Source organism: Nocardia miyunensis NBRC 108239 (genome assembly GCF_001613065.1).
Lineage (GTDB): Bacteria > Actinomycetota > Actinomycetes > Mycobacteriales > Mycobacteriaceae > Nocardia > Nocardia miyunensis.
This window is the reverse complement of the sequence record NZ_BDBQ01000034.1, coordinates 82,393-101,156: the sequence shown is the minus strand read 5'-3', so window position 1 is coordinate 101,156 and position 18,764 is coordinate 82,393. Positions and strand designations below refer to the sequence as shown.

Sequence of the window (18,764 nt, the reverse complement as noted above, 5' to 3'; positions counted from 1 at the left end):
GAATGTTTAAGCAATCAATAACTTAGCGCTAAGTTATATGAGCGGCAAGCCCCCGGCGCGAATTGGTTCCGTCGGATGCGGCTCGCGGCGGATCAGCTGTCCGCCCAGGCGATCGGCGCATCGTCCATGCCCAGGTAGATACTCTTCTGCCGGGAATAGGCGCGAATGCCCGTGCGGCCCTTCTCCACCGACAATCCGCTCTCCTTCACCCCGCCGAACGGCGTGGAGATGCTGAACTGTTTGTAGGTGTTGATCCACACCGTGCCGGCCTGCAGCGTGCGCGCCAGCCGCCAGGCCCGCCGGTAGTCCCGCGTCCAGATGCCCGCGGCCAGACCGTAGACGGTGTCGTCGGCCTGCGCGATCAGGTCCGCCTCGCCGTGGAACGGCAACGTCACCAGCACCGGGCCGAAGATCTCCTCCTGGCACACTCGCGCCTCGTTGGCCAGGCCGTCGATGACGGTGGGGAGGTAGTACGCGCCGTCGGCCAGTAGCGGATCATCGGGAACCGCTCCACCGCAACGGATTCGACCACCTTCGGCGCGCGCCAGCTCAACATACTCGGCCACCGCGTCCCGATGCCGATGATGCACCAGCGGTCCCACCTGCACGCCGGGCTCGCGGCCGGGCCCGACCCGCAGTGCTCGCGCCTTGGCGACCAACCGGTCCAGGAACTCCTCGTAGATGGCGGCGTCCACGAACAGGCGCGATCCGGCGACGCAGCTCTGTCCCGACGAGGAGAAGATGCCGTACAGCACCCCGTTCACGGCCTGCTCGACATCCGCGTCGGCGAGCACGATGGTCGGCGACTTGCCGCCCAGCTCGAGCGATATCGGCATCAGTTTCTCGGCCGCCGCGTGCGCGAGCGCGCGACCGGTGGTGGTGCCGCCGGTGAAACTCACCTTCCCGACCCCGGGATGTTTGACGATCGCGTCGCCCACCACCGAGCCGCGGCCGGGCAACACCGACAGAAGTCCGCTGGGCAGCCCGCTCTCGTCGATGATCCGGGCCAGAGCCAGCGACACCAGCGGCGTCCACTCGGCCGGTTTCAGCACCACGGCGTTACCGGCGGCGAGAGCGGGCGCGATCTTCTGTGCGTCGCTGGCGATGGGGGAGTTCCACGGCGTGATCGCGCCGATCACGCCGATCGGCTCGTGCACGCTCATGGTCAGATACGGGCCGCGCGAGGTGGTCAGGTCCTCGTCGGAGGTCTCCAGCACGGCGGCGAAATAGCGAAAAGTGTTGGCGGCGCTGGCAACCAGGGCGCTGGTCTCGGCGACGGTCTTGCCGGTGTTGTAGCTCTGCAGCAGTGCCAGACGCGGGGCCGCCCCCTCAATGGCGGCCCCGATCCGGTGCAGGTAGGCGGCCCGTTGATGCGGTAGCAGGCCGCGCCACGCCGGATCGGCGGCCGCCGCCGCACCGGCGCTGATCGCCGCGTCGACGTCCTCGACGGTGGCGTGCCCGACCCGCTGCAATTCGGATCCGGTGGCCGGATCGATCACGCTGGTCGCCGGGCCCGCGCCGTGCTTCCAGTTGCCCGCGAGCAGGAACTCGTCGGGCACGGGCTCGAATGTCGTGTCGGGCACCGGCTTCGCTGCGGTCATGCGGTGATCTCCTCCAATGTCTTCTCCTTCGTTTCCATGGCGAACAGGCCGAAGATCAATCCACCGGCCAGGGCGATCGCGCCGAAGGTGGTGAACAGCGTGCGCAGCGCACCGTGGTCGAGCAGCCAGCCGACGAGCAGTGGGCCCAGCACCATGCCGAGCCGGCCGCAGGCGCCGCCGAACGAGACGCCCAGGGCGCGCATCGAGGTGGGGAAGACCTCGGTGGTGTACAGGTACAGCGCCAGGGTCACTGAGAACACGAAAAGCGATGAGCCAGAACACCACAGCATGACCTTGAAGGCGCTGCCGGTGGCGGTGGCGGCGGTGAGGAACAGCAGCGCGGAAGCCAGGCCCAGCGCGAAGGCGATCGACAGCCGACGGCCGAGTCCGTCGATGAGCAGCGCGACCAGCACGCAACCGAGCACCCCGACGAGGGTGGTGACAACGCTGTAGTGCAGGGCGGTGGACAGCGAGACGTGGAATCGCTTGGTGTACAGGGTCGGCAGCCACGAGGTCAGGCCATAGTTGACGAAAAATGTTGTCAGCCAGGTGAACCCGACGACCATGGTGCGCCGCAGATACGGACCGCGGAACAGGTCGAGCAGGCTCGCGCTCTGCGGGTCGGCGCCGGGCGGCATCGGCACGGGCGCGGGCAGAGTCTTTCCGGAGGCCGTGATCTCCCGCTCGATGCGGGTCATGGCGGCGTCGGCGTCGGCGATCCGGCCGCGCGCGGTCAGCCAGCGCGGCGATTCGGGAAGCTTCAGCAGAATGGGCAGCAGCACGATCGGGATCAGACCGGTGACGAACAGCCAGCGGTAGCCGGCGTGCGGCACCACCCACGAGGACGCTATCGAGGACAGCAGCAGGCCGATCGGGAAGATCGTCTCGTAGAGCAGCACGAACCGGCCGCGGTGCCGGGCCTTGGAGATCTCGCCGATGTAGCAGGTGGCGACGGGGACTTCGGCGCCCAGACCCAGGCCCTGCACGAATCGGAAGACGACGAACAGCGCGAGCGTACTGCTCAGCGCCATACCCAGGCTCATCAGGGAGTAGAGCAGCATCGCGCCGATGACGACGGGCATGCGCCCGACCCGGTCGGCGAGCCGCCCGCCCAGCAGGGATCCGATGAGCATGCCGACCCCGCCCGCGGCGATGACCCATCCGCTCGCCGTGGTGGTCAGGTGCCATTGCTTGGCTATCTTCGGCATCGCGTAGGCGATCATGAGCTGATCGAAGCCGTCGAAGAAGGTGACCGCGCCGACGGCCACGCGGGCCTTGATATGCCATCGACTGATCGGTAGCCGCTCCAGCCGGGCGGCGATGCCGGCGGCGTCTGCTGCGGTTGCGGTTGATGTCATGGAGGTATCTCTCCGATCCTCAGCGGTATCAATCACTGAGCGCTAAATCATTTGGCACAAAGATATAGCCGTTAGTCACATCCAGGGTCAACCCCTTGACTTTGGCGAAACCTGCTGTTAGCCGGGGTTTACCGCGCCGCAACACGCCCGGGGTGGGGTTGACCTGCGCCGCATCGCAAATTAACTTAGCGCTAAAGGTTTCTGTCAGCCGGTTCTGTCACCGAGGAGATCACCCGATGTCAACTGCGGTTTCCGCTCAGCACCCCTACCGCCCGGCCGTGCGCGCGGGGGAGTTCGTATTCGTTTCCGGTGCGCTGTCCGTGGACGGCGACTACGTGCCCGTGCCCGGTCGCGCCGAGGCTCTGGACGCGGCGGTGGACCGGATGCGGGAGCGGCTCGCCACCGCCGGCGGCCGCCTGGACGACATCGTGAAGCTGACCTACTTCGTCACCGACCTGTCGTTGCGCGAGGAGGCCAACCGTCAGTTCGAGCGCCTGTTCACCATCGCCCGCCCGGCCCGCACCTTCGTGGAGGTCAGCGCGCTCCCGTACGGCGCGACGGTCGAGATCGACGCCATCGCGTGTCTGTCGGCCGAGCCCGGTGCGGTCGCCGAGTAGCCTGGCGGATACCGTCATCCGAAATTCGTTCTAGCCCAACGGGAGGAAGCGTGGTGCGGTCGAACCCCGACCGGGATGCGGTCGATGACATCGTCGCGCAATGGCACCAGCAGCGACCCGACTTGGATGTCTCGCCGCTGGAGGTGTTCGGCCGTCTGCACCGCAGTTACATCTACTACCAGTCCTCGCTGACCGCGCTGTTCGACCGGCACGGCATCAATATGGCCGCCTTCGATGTCCTTGCCGCCCTTCGCCGTTCGGGCCCGCCCTACCGGATGACGGCGGGTCAGCTGGCCGAGATGGCCCTGGTCACCACGGGCGGTATGACCCTGCGCGTGGATCGTCTCGAAAAGGCGGGCCTGGTGGAACGCGAACGTGATCCCGATGATCGGCGGATCGTCTACTCCCGCCTGACCGAAGCGGGCTTGCGCGTGCTCGAGGCGACGGCCACCGATCACTTCGCCAACGAATCCCGCATGCTCGCGGGGCTCACGCCCACCGAACAGGCCGGGCTCGCTCATCTGCTGCGCAAACTCGAGCGGTCCATCGTTGCCGCGGAATCCGCCGAATCCGAACAGCCCCACGCGGATTCGGCCTGACGCGCCGAGTGGTACCCCGCCGATAGCGGCATGCGCCCGCTGGTATCGATCCCACTCCTCAGGGGGCGGGACATCAGAGGACGCGATCTTGCTCTTTGCGTTCTCGCTGCCCGGAAACCTCCAACGAACGTTCCAGGCGCTCCAACAGCGCCGCCAGTCTTCGGCGTTCGGCCGGTACGAGTCCGGCGAGCATGTCGAGTTCGTTGGCGAAGTGGTCCTCGATGAGCCGGTCGGTCAGCGCCAGTCCGGCATCGGTCAGCCGCAGGTAGACGATGCGCCGGTCGTTCTCGTCGCGTTCGCGCAGGATCAGCCCGGCCTCCTCCAGCTTGTCGGCTCGCAGTGTGATGCCCCCGGTGCTGACCAGGCTGGAAGTGGCCAGGTCTCCAGCGGTGCGGCGGTAGGGGGCTCCGGCTCGGCGCAGGGCCGTGAGTACGTCCAGCGCTGCGAAACTGATGCCGTGCCGCTCCACGATCCGGCTGATCTGGGTCTGGTAACGCAGGAAGCATCGGTGTAGCCGGCCGAAGACCGCCAGCGCCGAGACGTCGGTGCCGGGCAACTCCGCCTGCCACTCGGCCAGGATGCGCACAACGGTGTCGGCACCCGTGTCCTCCGCTTCTTCGGCGACGTCCGCGGGGGTCGGCATATCTTGCAGCGCGACCGCCAGCACGGCCGCCAGAGCCGGTTCGAGCTCCTCGGCCGGGACGGAGCGAGCGGGTTCGTGCGCGAACAGGTAGCGCTCCATGATCACGCCGAACAGGATGCTGCGCACCAGTCCGGCGCTCGCGTCGGCTGTGGCGGAACCGTCGAGCAGGCGCGTCAGCGGGCCGCTCACCTGCTTCTCCAGTACCTCGCGGAGCATGGCCGCGCTCGGCGGATGGGTGAGTGCGGAGCGGATCAGGGCGGGCCAGGGATCGTCGGCAGGCAGCTGGTCCCAGCGCTCCAGGTAGGCGTGGGCCAGGGCCTGCGCGAGTCGCTCCGGTCCGCCGTGGGCCTGTGCGACGACGTCGGCGCCGATGCCCGCGCCGCCGCCGACCACCTCGCGGAAGAGCGCATCCTTACTGCCGAAATACGACATCACCAGTCCTGCGGTCACTCCCGCCTCCGTGGCGATGGCCCGGATGCTCACGGCGTCGTAGCCCTGCGCGGCGAACAGGCGTCGCGCCGCGGCCAGTACGGCCTGACGGTTGCGCTCCGGATCGTATGTGCGCCGCTGCGCTGTTGACCGCTGCTCGCCCTGGGAGGTCATGGCCACCACCTTAACGAGCGTTCAAAACTGATCAGCAAACATGAACGGTTGTTCAAAATATTTAGGCACCGAGGTCGCGCGTCTGCCCTGGCGGACGGTTGTGATGTGGCGATTTGTCCGGGCGTGGTCGACCATCTCGGGCAGGCGTCGGATCGTCACCCACGCCAACATGTTTCATGCATATTACGAGAAGTTCGAGGTCGCGCGCCTATTGTTATGGCCATACCGGAACGAGTCGCCAGTTGCTGCCGGAGGGGCGGGATCGCTCATGCGCCGCCGGTGCGCCGGATGTCGAATTGGCCGGTACTATCTCTTGCCAAAGAGGAAAGCCTTCGGTAATAATAATCTTAATAGTAAGGTATTTACCCTGGTGTGAGTATCTCGACGGCGACGCTCATCAGCCCGGCTTGCCGATCGGCCGCACCAGGATCACTCGAACGCCACCCCGGAAGACACGATGCGATGAGTGGCAGCCCCTCCCTACTACCGACGAGGAGCCACAGTGCTCAAAACCGTTGACAACGCGCAGATCTCCCAGGTCGGGGCCGGCACGCCGATGGGTACCTACCTGCGGGAATTCTGGATGCCGGTGGCCCGCAGCGCCGCGGTCCGGCCGGGCGCGGATCCGGTGCGCGCGAAAGCACTGGGCGTGCCGATGGTTCTCTACCGGCTCGACGACGGCTCGCTCGGCTGCCTCGACGAGCAGTGCCCGCACCGCCGCGCCTCGCTGGCCCTGGGATTCAACTCCGGCACCAGCCTGACCTGCATCTACCACGGCTGGGAGTTCGGCAGCGGCGGTCAGTGCGTCGCAGTTCCCACCGAGCCGGAACAGCGGCGGGACCGGTTTCGGCAGATCCTGCCGGTGAATTCGCATCCGGTACGCGAGGCGGCCGGGATGATCTGGGTCTATCTGGGCGACGGCGATGAGCCGCCGTTTCCCGATATGGATTTCATGGGCCTGGACGACGAGCACTGTCGGGCCGTGGTCGGGATTACCCGGTGCGGCTGGGTCCAGTGCCTGGAAGGTCTGGTCGACACGGCGCACCTCGGCCAGTTGCACAAGACCCAGTTCCCGGGACAGCACCAGGTGGCCTACGAAGCCGCGCCGTCGATCATCGTCCGGGACCGCCCGTACGGCATGCGGATCTACGCGGATCGCCCGCGGCCGCACGGCGGGCACTACTACCGTGTCACGGAGTACATCGCGCCGTTCTGGTGCTTCGTGCCGCAGAACGACGAGCGTGCGGCATTCTGCATCGTGCCGATCGACGACACGCACTGTATGCAATGGGTCATCTGGTACGACAAGAACGATCCGCTCGACGCCGCCAAACCGCTGGGGCGGCACGTCGCACCCCTGACCCGGCACCCCGACGACTTCACCGCCGAGATGCGCGACGACAAGGAGCGTTGGGGGCAGGATCGTGACGCCCTCGGCCGCGACCACTTCTCCGGCCTCGGCAATCTCTTCTTCGAAGACCTCGCCGTTCAGGAGAGCCAAGGCGCGATCATGGACCGGGAGAACGAGCACCTCGGTTCCAGCGATGTCGGCGTCGTGCGACTGCGCAAGATTCTGCGCGACGCGGCGAACCGGGCCGTCGCGGACGTGCCGGTCATCTTCAATCGGCCGGGAGACCACGATCTGAAGTCGGTGCGCGGCTGCGCGTTCGAAAGCGACGGCGACGATGTGGAAGACGCGCTCGCGGCCGCCGGACTCGGGGCGTGAGATCGGCGATGGATTCCGAAAGTATCAGCGCGTCAGGCAGTTACGCCGCAGGCGTCTCGATCGCGGAATACGACTCGATTCATTTCTCCGAGATCGGCTGGATCGCAATTCGGCAGTTCCGCCGGGATCCGGAGGGTTCGTTCTCCGTTTCGGGGTTCGATGCCGATGGGAACTGGGTGGAAAACGTCCCGCTGCCATACGGAGTCCGGTTCCGCGTGCGCTGAGCGGACGCGGAGACCGTCTCAGTCGGACTTCGCGGGTGCGCGGACGACCTCGGGGAAACCGCCGATGACGCCGTCGGCTTCGAGTTCGCTGATCTCTGCCTCGGTCAGGCCCAGCGCCGCGAGCACCGCACCGGTGTGCTCGCCGAGCAGCGGTGCGGGGGCCCGGTGGAATCGGTCCGGTCCGGCCGAGAAGCGGACCGGCACGGTGCTGTGCCGCGCCGTCTTGGCGACCGGGTGGGCCACCGGTTCGAAGAACTGTCGCGCCTCGAGCTGCGGCAGTTCGTACTGCCGGTGCGGCTGCATCACCTTCGCGACGGGAACACCTGCGTCCCAGAGGATTCGGACGATCTCGTCACTGTCGCGGCGCGCACACCACGCGGCGAGACGCTCGTCGATCGCGTCGTGCTCGCGGCGTCGCCCGGCCGCCGTGGACAACTCGGGCGACAGCGCCCAGGACGGATCATCGAGCGCCTTGCACAGTCCGCGCCACTGCTCGTCGGTGGCGACGGCGATCGCGACCCAGCAGTCCCGTCGGCCGAATTCGTCGGTGCCCGCCGCGCGGTACAGATTCTGCGGCGCGGCCTCGGGACCGCGATTGCCGTCGCGTTCGAGCAGTACGCCGTACGCGGAGTACTCGATGACCTGCTCGGCGGCGACGTTGAGGGCGGCATCGACCATCGCGGCCTCCACCAGCACGCCGCGGCCGGTCTTGCGCCGGTACTCCAATGCCAGCAGCAGTCCGTTGAGCGCGTGCACGCCCGCGTTCGGATCGCCGATCGCATAGGGTTCCAAGGGATTTCGATCCGTGTGCCCGGTGAGCCAGGTCAGGCCCGAGGCATCCTCGATGATGTAGGCGAACGCGGGAACGTCGCGCCACGGGCCGTCCAGGCCGAATCCCGGCATCCGGACCATGATGATGTCCTCGCGCAGCGCCCGCAGTGCGGGGTAATCCAACCCGACCTGCTCCATCACCCGCGGGGTGTAGTTCTCGATGACGACATCGCAGATGGCCGCCAGCCGTTTCAGCAGATCCCGTCCGCGATCGGAGCGAAAGTCGACGGTGATGCTCTTCTTGCCGGTGTTGAGCCCGGAGAAGATCGGCGACTTCTCCCACCACTGCTCCTCGGAGTTCGGCACCCCCGCGATCAGGCGGGTGCCGTCCGGCCGAGTGGCGGATTCGACGTGGATGACCTCGGCGCCCAGCATCGCGAGGAAGTGCGTACTGCTCGGACCGGCCCAGAACGCGGTCATGTCCAGCACGCGAATGTTATTCAGCGGCAACGGGTTCGGCTGCGCCGACGTCGCGCGCGGCTCGCGGCGCGCCGGGCGGGCGGTGCGGTATCGCTCGGTGTGTTCGCCGAGCCGGGGAGCTGGTCCGGGCTCGCGGAGCATGGGCGGCTGGGTGCGATAGGGCGGACCGGGCTGGACGAACCCGTCGCGGGGGTTGACCGTGAAAGTGTCGCGGGCGCGATAGTGGTCCATGTCCGGAGCGTTGGCGCCGTTGACGACCGGGCAGTTGGGAATGCGGAAGGCGGTCGCCAGGTCGCGGATCACCTCGCCCGGTTGTTCGGCGAGCCAGGCGTAGATCTCCGGCGCTTTGTCGATGGCGCGCTGTGTGATCGATGGCGCGATGCCCTCGTCGATCCACTCCGGATGTCCCACCATCGCACACAGATCGAACCACTGCTGGGCGGTGCCGCACCCCAGTGCGACCAGGCCGTCGGCCGCGGTGGCGACGCCCGGCACGGTGAGCCGCCGCTCGGTGCGGTACGGCCGGTCCAGCGCGTCGATGAACGACACCGGATAGTAGGTCGTGCCGAGAATCAGGGTTTCGAGCACGGCCAGATCGACCAGTTCACCCGTGCCGGATTCGATGGTGCGCATTCGCGAGGTCAGTGTGGCGGCGGAGGCATAGGCTCCGGCGAACCATTCTCCCGCCCGGCCGCCGATGTGCACCGGCGCCTGCTCGGGCGCGCCGCGCCCGAGCCCGACGATGGCCCCGGACCATGCCTGGAGGGTGAATTCGGTGGCGGGGTGGTCGTGCCACGGTCCCGCCAGGCCGAACGGCGTGATGGTGGTGACCACCAGGTGGGGATGCGCGTCGCGGATCGCGGCCGGGTTGAGCCGGGGGTGTCCGGTCAGCGTCGAGCCCGGAGACCACACCGCGATGTCGGCCGAATCCAGCAGGGCGGCAACGAGATCCAGGTCGCCCGCGCTGTCCGGGTCGGCGACCACGCTCTCCTTGGCCCCGGCCAGGAAGCTGAACAGGGCGCCGTCGGCCCCGTCGTCCAGCGGTGCGCCCGAAGCCGACCAGCGCCGCAGCGGATCACCCTGCGGCGCTTCGATTTTGATCACCCTCGCGCCGCCGTCGCAGAGCAGCTTCGTGCAGTACGCGCCCGCGATGCCGCTGGACAGATCGACCACGACACAGTCGGACAGCGGCTGTTCTGCGGTGAATTCGGTTGTGTTGGAAGCCATCTCGCTACGCCTGTGCTCCGCGCCCGGACTTGCTGAGCCGGAAATCCGGCGGGAACTGGGCGTCGTTGCTCTTGACCGAGTTGTTCAGCCCGCCCTCGAACGCGTCGCCCAGCATGAGTTCGTCGTCGTCGGCGCGGATGTGCCCACCCATCGACTCGAAGAACCCGCTCAGCAGACTGCCCATGTATTCGCCCTGCTGCTGCTTCATGATCTCGAAGAACACCTTCTGCATGAAGACGGTGTCGGTGGGGCGATTGCGCGAGCAGGCCAGCGCGTACTTCTCGGTCTCGGCCTCGAGCTCGGCGCGGGGGACCACCTTGTTCAGGAAGTTGCAGTCGAACATCTCCTGCGCGGTGAAGGCGCGGCCGGTGAACACCATCTCCTGGAAACGCCGCATCCCCATGGTCTGCGCCCAGGTCCACATCCGCGGGCCCCAGCCGTAGTAGCGGAACGAGGGATGTCCGAACAGCGCGTCGTCGGAGGAGATTACCAGATCGGCGTCCGCGGCCTGGTAGAAGTGCCAGCCGTAGCAGTACCCCTTGGTCTCCACGATGCTGATCTTCTTGAATTCCTGCAGGCTGCGGCATCCGGCCGAGGCGTTGGCGTACCACTGGCTGACGCTCGCGCCGTGCCGGAAGGAGTCCTTCGGCGGATAGCGCACCTCGTCCTCGCCGATCCGGAACTCGGCCAGCCGTGGCCCCTGGGTCGGCGCGTTCTGCGTCTCCATGAACTCGGGCAGATCCGCCCCGGTGCCGAAATCATCACCCGCGCCCCGGACGACGAGCACCTTGACCTCGTCGTCCACACTGGCCCGGTGCAGCAGATCCGCATAGCGCAGCCGAGCCGCGGCGGTGGGCGCGTTGAGCTGATCGGGCCGGTCGAAGGTGATCGTGGCGATCCTGGTCCTCGTATCCTTCTCGTACCGGATGATCTCCTCGGCCGAGGGTTGCTCGGGACCGGACATGCTCGACTCCTTTGCCGAAAGTGATTGGGGGACAGGAGAACCCGCGGCCCGGCGCAGCGTGAGCCGATGCGCCGGGCCGCGGGCGGCTCAGTGTTCCCAGTGGGGTGCGCAGGTGAGCACCTCGCAGCCGTCGTCGGTGATCAGCACCGCGTCGCGGCCGAACACCGCGCCCAGACCGGATTCCCAGACGTAGCCGGTCACCGACAGCACCATGCCCGGCTCGAGCCGTTCGGCCTCGGCCGTCGCCCGCAGCTGCGGCGAGATCACCGGCGGATCGAAACCCATTCCGAGTCCCCGCGCGACCGGCATCGCGGGCAATGGCTCACCCGCGAGTTCATACGCGGCCAGCAGTCCCGCGGCCGTCGCGCCCGGTCGGCATGCCCCGAGCAGCTCGGCCTGCAACGCATCCCAGCGACCGTACAGCTTGCGAGTATCCGCACCGGCCGCGCCGACCGGATAGGTCCGGCCGACCTCGCCGATGTATCCGTCGCCGAGCACACCGCAGGAGACGGCGACCAGATCACCCTCGTGCGCCTGCCGGTCCGCGCCCGCGCGTCGCCACGGATGTTCCTTCGAGGTCACCCACACCGAGTCCTGCGAGGCCGGGGCGGTGACACCACCGGCGGTGATCGCCTCGAGCAGCACGGCGGTGAGGGCCTGTTCGGTACTCCCGGGAGCGAGTTCGGCTACCGCCGCGGCCAGGCCCGTCTCGGCGACCCGCAGCGCGCCGCGCAGGACCGCGATCTCCTCGACGGTCTTGATCCGACGGGCTGTGCGCATCGCCTGTTCGCCGTCCACCAGTTCGGCATTCGGGAACGCCAGCGGCAGCAGTTTCGCGAAATTCGGTGAGAGCGCGTCGGTTCCGACGCGCAGCGCGGTCGCGGCGCCGGGAATGTCCCGGATCGCCGCGATGGTGTTCATCGGATTCCACATCATCCCGTAGAGGTGATCGTGCGGAATGTCGTCGGGAATCCCCTCGTCCCAGCTGCTGAGCAGATGGACCGCGCCGGTCTCGCGGATCACCGTGGCGACCGGCCCGAACGGGCGGGTGCCGGCGACCCACAGCTGTGGTGCGCCCGCGATGTACCGGGCGTTGGCCTGCCGGCCCAGCACCAGGACATCGAGATCATGGGCTTTCATCTGTGCCAGTGCGCGATCGCGCCGCCCATGCCGCAGGGCACGATCGTCCGGCAGTACCTCAGTGGCCATAGGGCGCGTACGGGTAGTCGGTCAGGGCGATCGAGCCCTCTTCGGTGATCACGATGATCTCCTCGCTTCGGTAGCCGCCGGTGCCGTCCTCCCAGACGACCGGCTCCAGGACCAGCACCATGTTCGGTTCGAAGACGAAGTTCTCGTCGAACTCCGCGCCGAGATCCGTTCCGATCATGGGTGTTTCGGCCGCGCTGACCCCGATGCCGTGACCGAGGTAGAAGTGCGGCAGCCAGGGTTCGGCCCCGTCGTTGGCGGCGGTGGCCGCGCGGGCCAGATCCGCGGCCGTCGCCCCGGCCCGGGTGACGTCCAGGACCGCGGTCAAGATCTCGTGCCAGCGTTCGAATTGCTTGTGCTGCCGTGCATTCGGTTCCACGCCGACGGTCCAGGTGCGGCCGAAATCGGAGCAGTATCCGCCGTAGGTGATGCTCACGTCGGTCCACAGCACATCTCCGGCGGCCAGTTCGCGTTCGGTGCTGAGCAGCGGCAGCGCCAGATCGCCGTGCGTGGTCCACACGCCCTCGGCCTTGGTGTCCGGCATGACCTGCCAGATCGCCTCGAGCATGGTGGCGGTCGCGCCGAGTTCGAAGGCCCGGCGCAGGAAGCGCGCGGACAGATCGATCTGGCGGCGTCCGGGAGCCAGCGTCGCCTGGACGTCGACCATGGCCTGATCGGTGATGCGCGCGGCGGTGCGGATGCAGGCGATCTCGTCGGGGGTCTTGATCAGTTTGGCCGGGCCGACGACCGCGGAGGCGTCCGAGGGGGCCGCGCCGGGGAACAGATCCGAGCGCGCCCGCAGCATCGCACCGGTGTACTCGTCGATCGCCACGGCCGATCCGGACGGGATCAGATCCGCGAGGATCTTCGCGAATTCCGTTACGCCCTCGTCGAATTCGAGGTAGACCGGCCCGTGCAGATGGTCGGCGGGCAGATCGGTCTCGGCCGAGGCGCCCTCCCGGAACGGCAGGAACAGATGCGGGAACGGATCGCCCGCGACCACGACCGCGACCGGCCGTTCGACATGCGACAGACCCGCGTCGCCGAGCGGCCAGTTGGCCCCGGTGGCGTAGACGACATTGCTGTTGTTCAGCAGGACCAGCGCGTCGACCCCCTGGGTGGCCATGGACGAGCGCAGCCGCACGCCGGTCTCGCGGCGCATGCGCGCGCGGTCGGGTACGTCGGGGATCACGAGTGCCGGTGTGCCGGTAGTGGACGACGTCATGGCTGCAGACCCAGGAATTCGGTGATGTTGCCGCTGACGATCTTGGCGGCATCCTCGGGCCCGACCGCATCGATGACGCTGGTCAGGGACTTCTCCGAATAGCCCCAGGTGCTCTCGTTGTGCGGGTAGTCCGAGGACCACATGACCCGGTCCCGGCCGATGTGGTCGACCAGCGACAGGCCCAGCGGGTCCACCATGAACGACGCGCGCATGTGGTTGTCCCAGTAGTACCGCACGTCGTGCTCGATCGGCCGGTTGTACATGTGCTGGTACGAGGCGTGCATGTGCTCGGCGTCCTGGATCGCCGAGGGCACCCAGCTGATCCCGCCCTCGAACCAGCCGATGCGCAGGCCCGGATGCCGGTCGATGATGCCGCTGAAGACGTACTTGGAGAACAGTTCCCGGAACGGCGCGACGTTGTGCATCATGCCGACCACGACGCTGTTGACCTCACACGGCGCCGACAGCGGCGACTCGCCGATGTGGTGCGAGACCGGCACGCCGGACTCCTCGATCGCGTCCCACACCGGGATCATCGCGGTGCTGCCGTAATCGATGACCTTGCCGTCGTCGTCCTTGCCCGCCGAGAGTGGCAGCAGGAATGTCTTGAGCCCCAGCGACTTCAGCTCCTCCAGCGTGCGCCGGGCGCCGGCCGGGTCCCACCAGTTGATCAGCCCGACACCGTAGAAGCTGCCGCCGGAGCGTTCCTGGAATTCGGCGATGTACTCGTTGTAGACCCGGAACGCCAGCTCCCGGACTTCTTTGTCCGGGTAGAACAGCAAGGCCAGCAAGGCATTCGGGAACGCGAGTTCCTTGGCGATGCCGTCCGCGCGCAGATCGGCCGCCCGCGCTTCGAAGTTGGCGCTGCCCGAGCCGTCCAGCGGGTCGTACTGCATCAGCACGCTGCTGAAATCGCCTGGCAGGAAGGACTTTCCCTTACGCCCGATCTGATACGCCCCGTCCTCGTACCAGATGCGCGGGGCGCGATCCTTCATGCTCTCCGGGAACCGCTCGAAGAAGATGTCGTCGGCCAGGGAGATGTGGTTGTCGGCCGAGAAGACCTCGGTGCCGGCGGGCAGGCCCACCGAGCCCTCCGCGTGGCCGCGACGATCCTTCGGCGGCCCGAATCCGCCGGGCGGGTACAACGAAGCGCTGCTGGTGGGAACCGACATCTTGACCCTCCAAGGAAGTTTTCGTTTCGCGGGACCGGCGCCTGGTCGATGGGGCGGCGGGCTGATCCGGGCGGAGTCCGGTGGGCTCGGAGTGGCCGTGCGCCCGCGTGGCTCCCCGGCGCTGCGCCCGGAGACCGTGAATCCCGATGGGAATGAAGTTATCACATATGGAGAGTCCGATACATCAACCTTGACCGAAATTGACCCCATATGGCCAGTTCAACCTGCGAGAATGTGGTTATCGTCAATCTCTGTTGCCGATTGTCGGTTGGAGACCCTTGTCACAGCGCGCCCAACCAACCTACTGTGTGTTCACTAGGTTCTATCGAAGAGAGCTTCTCGTGACCGACCCTCGTCCGTATGCCTCGTTGCGTGCCAAGGGCGAAGACCGCCGTCAGCTGATCCTGCAGGTCGCCCAGCGGCTGCTCACCCAGAATGGCTGGCGCAGTACGACTTTGGCGCAGATCGCCGGTGAGGCCGGAGTGAGTCCGGCCGGACTGCTGCATCACTTCCAGTCCAAGGACCAGTTGCTGCACGCGGTGCTGGACGCCCGCGACGCCGACGACGCCGCGGATACCGACCTGAGCGGGGATCTGATCGTCGAGATCGGCAAGGTGGCGGACCGCATGGAACGCTCACCCGACCTCGTGGGCACCTTCGTGGTGCTGCTCGTGGAGAACCTGGTACCCGAGGCTCCACTGCACGACCGCATGCTCGACCGATGGAAAGTGGCGGTCGGCATCGTTGCCGACATCATCCGGCGCAATCAGGAGATCGGACGGTATCGGGCCGACATCGATCCCGACATCCGAGCTATGGAAATCGTCGCTTTCATCAATGGAATGGAGATGTCATGGTTGCTCGATCACTCGATCCCGCTGCCCGAGGTGTTCGCCGAGTACACGAGGTCTCTGGCTCGCGATCTGGCTCCGGACGATCCGGTGAGCTGACCGACGCCGAGCGATCCGACGACCAGCGGGGGACGATGCGGTACCGGCTCGACGTCGTCGCGACCAGTGTCGCCGATGCCGTCGAACATGCCGGGGGCTGGCTGTTCGACCGTTCGATCGCGGGCTGGGAGGTCACCGTGCTGGTGGCCGATCCGTCGGATCCGCGGCCGCTGCGAATCCTCGGCGCGGACGCGATCGCGCTCGAGGAGGTGCTCGCCTCGCGCGGGCAGGGCCGTCGGCCGCATGCGCTGGCGGTGGCTTGTGATGTGTGCCAAGGGGATCCGCGTGCGCGGCGCGGCCTGCTCAAGGCTCTGGGCGACGGCGGAATCGAGGTCGTGGTCTGGGGTGAGGGCTGGCCCACCTCGCCCGAGCACCGGGTCGATCCGGTACTGCACCGCTTGAGTGTCGCCGCGAAGGCGTTCAAGGCTCAGGCGCTGACCGCGGCCGCGCGGCCGGTGACCTCGGTCGGGTCCACCGAGGTCTTCCGCAGTGGGCTTTCGGCCGTCCCGCCGGTCGGCGCGGATCTCAGTCCGGTCGGCTGAGGTCGTGTCGCGTCCCCCTCGACCGGACGCGACACGCTGCGCCGCCGGAGGGGTCAGTCCCAGAGGGCGGCGCAGGGTAGTGAGGGTAGATCCGGCCGGACGTTGTCGTCCACGACGACGGTGATACCGGCGTTCGTGCGTAGCTCGGCGACGATGTCCGCGATCTGTTCGGCGCATGCCTGGTAGTCCACGGAGACCGCTCCGGCCTCGATGCGGATATGTCTGATACGGCGTCGTGTCTGGAGAGCCGTCGCTACGGGCGGTTCTGCATATGTGACGTCATCGTCACGTGACAGCACGGTCTTCCTTCGGGGCTACGGCCTCGTTCGGCCGATCGAGTGGGTGGGGTGCGCAATATCCTGTATGTCATATGTGAGTATGACATTACATTCTAGCGAGAATGACAATCTCGTCCAGTTGTGAAGCGGCACCGATTCGATCGGGGAAGTTCGGAGATGGCCAGGTCGAGGGGTGATTCGCTAATCGTCTCGCCGAACGAATCCGCGGGCGCAGAAGTCCCACGCCTCGTCGGATGAGATCGGCTGCTGGCCCTCGTCGCCGGACGTCCCCGCGGCCTGCGCGATGAACATGAGGGTCTGCATGAGCATGGCCGCGGTCCGCCGCGAGGCTACCTCCGAACGCAGCTGCCCGGCCTCGCGCGCCTGATCCATCAGTTCGGTGAACAGCGTGAGCATCGGCTCGTGCGCGGTCTTCACGTGACCGGGATGCGAGATCAGCAGCTGCGGTGCGAAATCGGTGAACAGCGGTCGGGCGGTGTCCGGATCGGGTCGGCACAGCTCGAACAGCAGCACCGCGGCGGTGCGCAACTTGTCCAGCGGCTGGGTGCGGGCGTCGGCCGCGGCGCGCAACTGGTCGGCGGTGCGGCTGAGCGCATCCTCGAACAGGGCGAGCAGAAGTTCGTGCTTGCCGTCGAACTGCATGTAGAAGCTGCGCAGTGACTGACGGGAGCGGTCGACGACCTCCTGAACGGTGAAGTCCGTCGTGCCCTTCTCGGTGATGATCACTTGGGCGGCGTCCAGGAACCGCTGCACCCGCTGCTCGGCACGCAGTTTGGCGGTGTGCAACGACCGTTCGACGGCTCGTTGCTTCCAGGCTGGTTTTTCGCTCGGGGTAGTCACCGGCGCCTCGTTCCCCGGTCATCTGATGAGAACATGGATGAACTATATAGGAGAATGAGATATTATTCTGACGATGACGACATTCTCCTTCCACCTGACGAGCAGCCGTCTCGCGGACTTGGAGAATCGCATTCTCGTTTTTGTCATGCGCGGGCCGTGTCGGTGAGCCGCTGAGGCCCGGCCCGACCGGCTCTCGGTCGACCTCCGCAGTACGCCTCGATGCCCGTGGAGCGTGCTTCCGTTCGCCGGACTCCGGGCAGAAGGCCTGTTCTTCATTGATTCTGCCGGTATCTCTCCGTTCGGAGAGCGGTTTGCCCGCCGAGAGAACCTCATTCGCGTATTTGAGTAACTGTGTTACCATCCGTATGTTGCCCAGCTCACTCAGGAGTTCTCCGGATGGTTGATTTCGATTCGGTCGATTACTTCACCGACCCGTCGCTAGTACCCGACCCGCACCCGTACTTCGATCACATGCGGGCCAAATGCCCGGTGTCGCAGGAGTCGCATCACGGTGTGTACGCGGTCACCGGATACGAGGAGGCGGCCGAGGTGTTCAAGGATCCCGACCTGTTCTCCTCGATCATCTCGATCGGCGGCCCGTTCCCGCCGCTGCCGTTCGAGATCGAGGGCGACGACATCGGCGCGCTGATCGAACAGCACCGCACCAAGATGCCCATGTACGAGCACATGGTCACGATGGATCCGCCGGATCACACCTACGCGCGGTCGCTGCTGAGCCGGCTGCTCACCCCGGCGCGGTTGAAGGAGAACGAGGACTTCATGTGGCGGCTGGCCGACCGCCAGCTGGACGAGTTCGTGAGCCAGGGCAGTTGTGAGTTCCTCGCCGAGTACTCCAAACCCTTTGCGCTGCTTGTGGTTGCCGATGTGCTGGGTGTTCCGGAGGAGGATCACCAGCAGTTCCGGGTCGTGCTCGGAGCCGAGCGTCCCGGCACCCGGGTCGGCGCGCTGGACGACGACATCGTGTCCGGCAACCCGCTGGAGTGGCTGGACGAGAAGTTCAGCGCCTACATCAGCGACCGTCGCGAGAATCCGCGTGACGACGTGCTGACCCAACTGGCACAGGCGAAGTATCCGGACGGGTCCACCCCGGAGGTCATCGACGTGGTCCGGTCCGCGACCTTCCTGTTCGGCGCGGGACAGGAGACCACCGCCAAACTGCTCGGCTCCGCACTGCGGATTCTGGGCGAGCGCCCCGACATCCAGGACGCGTTGCGCGCGGATCGCAGCAGGATCCCGGTCTTCATCGAGGAATCGCTGCGGATGGACGCGCCGGTCAAGAGCGGATTCCGGCTGGCGAAGCGGGCCACAACGGTGGGCGGGGTCGATCTGCCGGTCGGTTCGAAGGTCATGGTCTGCCCCGGCGCGGCGAACCGGGATCCGCGCCGGTTCGAGAACCCGCACGAATTCCGGTTGGACCGCAAGAACTTCCGCGAGCACATGGCGTTCGGGCGCGGCAACCACACCTGCCCCGGCTCGCCGCTGGCGCGGGCCGAGGGCCGTATCTCCATCGAGCGGATCCTGGACCGGATGCTCGACATCCGCATCGATCCCGAACACCACGGCCCCGAGGGTGATCGGCACTTCGACTACGAGCCGACCTACATCCTGCGCGGGCTGTCCAACCTGCACATCACCTTCACCCCGAATCCCTGAAGCACGGATTCCCTTGCACATCAGGCCCTTCCACGGGACGGGC

17 protein-coding genes are annotated in these 18,764 nt (G+C 66.9%); 7 read left to right on the top strand and 10 right to left on the bottom strand.

The window, feature by feature from the left end:
• Nucleotides 1–92 precede the first annotated feature (92 nt).
• Nucleotides 93–1,601, bottom strand: a complete 1,509-nt coding sequence (locus tag NM2_RS14020; RefSeq protein ID WP_067668510.1) for an aldehyde dehydrogenase — start codon at nt 1,599–1,601, stop codon at nt 93–95.
• Complete coding sequence (locus NM2_RS14015) at nt 1,598–2,959, bottom strand: MFS transporter (protein WP_067668508.1); 1,362 nt, start codon at nt 2,957–2,959, stop codon at nt 1,598–1,600. Before NM2_RS14015 ends, NM2_RS14020 begins: the two co-directional genes overlap by 4 nt.
• Before the next feature lie 236 nt (nt 2,960–3,195).
• Here NM2_RS14015 and NM2_RS14010 point away from each other — a divergent pair, with 236 nt between their 5' ends.
• On the top strand, nt 3,196–3,576 hold the full coding sequence (locus tag NM2_RS14010) for a RidA family protein (RefSeq protein ID WP_067668506.1): 381 nt from the start codon (nt 3,196–3,198) through the stop codon (nt 3,574–3,576).
• A 53-nt stretch (nt 3,577–3,629) separates the two neighbouring features.
• Entirely contained in the window at nt 3,630–4,175 is a 546-nt protein-coding gene (locus tag NM2_RS14005; RefSeq protein WP_067668705.1) for a MarR family winged helix-turn-helix transcriptional regulator, read from the top strand.
• 73 nt (nt 4,176–4,248) lie between these two features.
• Here NM2_RS14005 and NM2_RS47475 read toward each other — a convergent pair whose 3' ends face one another.
• Nucleotides 4,249–5,421, bottom strand: a complete 1,173-nt coding sequence (locus NM2_RS47475) for a TetR/AcrR family transcriptional regulator (RefSeq protein WP_084530944.1) — start codon at nt 5,419–5,421, stop codon at nt 4,249–4,251.
• Between the two features lie 502 nt (nt 5,422–5,923).
• Between NM2_RS47475 and NM2_RS13995 the strand changes: the two genes are divergently transcribed.
• Both NM2_RS13995 and NM2_RS13990 read left to right on the top strand, forming a co-directional pair.
• Complete coding sequence (locus NM2_RS13995) at nt 5,924–7,147, top strand: Rieske 2Fe-2S domain-containing protein (RefSeq protein ID WP_067668504.1); 1,224 nt, start codon at nt 5,924–5,926, stop codon at nt 7,145–7,147.
• An 8-nt stretch (nt 7,148–7,155) separates the two neighbouring features.
• Nucleotides 7,156–7,371, top strand: coding sequence for a hypothetical protein (locus NM2_RS13990; protein ID WP_067668502.1), 216 nt, complete (start codon nt 7,156–7,158; stop codon nt 7,369–7,371).
• A gap of 18 nt (nt 7,372–7,389) precedes the next feature.
• Here the strand turns inward: NM2_RS13990 and NM2_RS13985 are convergent, their stop codons facing one another.
• The 5 genes from NM2_RS13985 to NM2_RS13965 form a co-directional block, all read right to left on the bottom strand.
• Entirely contained in the window at nt 7,390–9,849 is a 2,460-nt protein-coding gene (locus tag NM2_RS13985) for a CaiB/BaiF CoA-transferase family protein (RefSeq protein WP_067668500.1), read from the bottom strand.
• 4 nt (nt 9,850–9,853) lie between these two features.
• Entirely contained in the window at nt 9,854–10,813 is a 960-nt protein-coding gene (locus NM2_RS13980; RefSeq protein WP_067668498.1) for an enoyl-CoA hydratase/isomerase family protein, read from the bottom strand.
• 87 nt (nt 10,814–10,900) lie between these two features.
• The gene (locus NM2_RS13975) at nt 10,901–12,022 is read right to left on the bottom strand and encodes a M24 family metallopeptidase (RefSeq protein ID WP_067668496.1); all 1,122 of its coding nucleotides are present in this window, start codon (nt 12,020–12,022) and stop codon (nt 10,901–10,903) included.
• Complete coding sequence (locus tag NM2_RS13970; protein ID WP_067668494.1) at nt 12,012–13,244, bottom strand: M24 family metallopeptidase; 1,233 nt, start codon at nt 13,242–13,244, stop codon at nt 12,012–12,014. The genes NM2_RS13975 and NM2_RS13970 overlap by 11 nt, the downstream gene beginning before the upstream one ends.
• Complete coding sequence (locus tag NM2_RS13965) at nt 13,241–14,416, bottom strand: amidohydrolase family protein (protein ID WP_067668492.1); 1,176 nt, start codon at nt 14,414–14,416, stop codon at nt 13,241–13,243. Before NM2_RS13965 ends, NM2_RS13970 begins: the two co-directional genes overlap by 4 nt.
• Before the next feature lie 341 nt (nt 14,417–14,757).
• On the opposite strand from NM2_RS13965, the gene NM2_RS13960 reads away from it, so the two are divergent.
• Nucleotides 14,758–15,366 (top strand): TetR/AcrR family transcriptional regulator, encoded by a 609-nt coding sequence (locus tag NM2_RS13960; RefSeq protein ID WP_067668490.1) that lies wholly within the window; start codon nt 14,758–14,760, stop codon nt 15,364–15,366.
• Nucleotides 15,367–15,401: 35 nt separating this feature from the next.
• Nucleotides 15,402–15,908, top strand: a complete 507-nt coding sequence (locus NM2_RS13955; RefSeq protein ID WP_067668488.1) for a hypothetical protein — start codon at nt 15,402–15,404, stop codon at nt 15,906–15,908.
• A gap of 53 nt (nt 15,909–15,961) precedes the next feature.
• On the opposite strand, the gene NM2_RS48990 is transcribed toward NM2_RS13955, so the two are convergent.
• Both NM2_RS48990 and NM2_RS13950 read right to left on the bottom strand, forming a co-directional pair.
• Nucleotides 15,962–16,099 (bottom strand): hypothetical protein, encoded by a 138-nt coding sequence (locus NM2_RS48990; RefSeq protein WP_157121076.1) that lies wholly within the window; start codon nt 16,097–16,099, stop codon nt 15,962–15,964.
• 288 nt (nt 16,100–16,387) lie between these two features.
• On the bottom strand, nt 16,388–17,047 hold the full coding sequence (locus tag NM2_RS13950) for a TetR/AcrR family transcriptional regulator (protein WP_067668486.1): 660 nt from the start codon (nt 17,045–17,047) through the stop codon (nt 16,388–16,390).
• Nucleotides 17,048–17,443: 396 nt separating this feature from the next.
• Here NM2_RS13950 and NM2_RS13945 point away from each other — a divergent pair, with 396 nt between their 5' ends.
• Nucleotides 17,444–18,721 (top strand): cytochrome P450, encoded by a 1,278-nt coding sequence (locus NM2_RS13945; RefSeq protein ID WP_067668484.1) that lies wholly within the window; start codon nt 17,444–17,446, stop codon nt 18,719–18,721.
• Nucleotides 18,722–18,764: the final 43 nt, after the last annotated feature.

Bases quoted from the DNA above. Each gene is read 5' to 3' on its own strand.
- NM2_RS14020 (WP_067668510.1), bottom strand. From the start codon at position 1,601: ATGACCGCAGCGAAGCCGGTGCCCGACACGACATTCGAGCCCGTGCCC.
- NM2_RS14015 (WP_067668508.1), bottom strand. From the start codon at position 2,959: ATGACATCAACCGCAACCGCAGCAGACGCCGCCGGCATCGCCGCCCGG.
- NM2_RS14010 (WP_067668506.1), top strand. From the start codon at position 3,196: ATGTCAACTGCGGTTTCCGCTCAGCACCCCTACCGCCCGGCCGTGCGC.
- NM2_RS47475 (WP_084530944.1), bottom strand. From the start codon at position 5,421: ATGACCTCCCAGGGCGAGCAGCGGTCAACAGCGCAGCGGCGCACATAC.
- NM2_RS13990 (WP_067668502.1), top strand. From the start codon at position 7,156: ATGGATTCCGAAAGTATCAGCGCGTCAGGCAGTTACGCCGCAGGCGTC.
- NM2_RS13985 (WP_067668500.1), bottom strand. From the start codon at position 9,849: ATGGCTTCCAACACAACCGAATTCACCGCAGAACAGCCGCTGTCCGAC.
- NM2_RS13980 (WP_067668498.1), bottom strand. From the start codon at position 10,813: ATGTCCGGTCCCGAGCAACCCTCGGCCGAGGAGATCATCCGGTACGAG.
- NM2_RS13975 (WP_067668496.1), bottom strand. From the start codon at position 12,022: ATGGCCACTGAGGTACTGCCGGACGATCGTGCCCTGCGGCATGGGCGG.
- NM2_RS13970 (WP_067668494.1), bottom strand. From the start codon at position 13,244: ATGACGTCGTCCACTACCGGCACACCGGCACTCGTGATCCCCGACGTA.
- NM2_RS13965 (WP_067668492.1), bottom strand. From the start codon at position 14,416: ATGTCGGTTCCCACCAGCAGCGCTTCGTTGTACCCGCCCGGCGGATTC.
- NM2_RS13955 (WP_067668488.1), top strand. From the start codon at position 15,402: ATGCGGTACCGGCTCGACGTCGTCGCGACCAGTGTCGCCGATGCCGTC.
- NM2_RS13945 (WP_067668484.1), top strand. From the start codon at position 17,444: ATGGTTGATTTCGATTCGGTCGATTACTTCACCGACCCGTCGCTAGTA.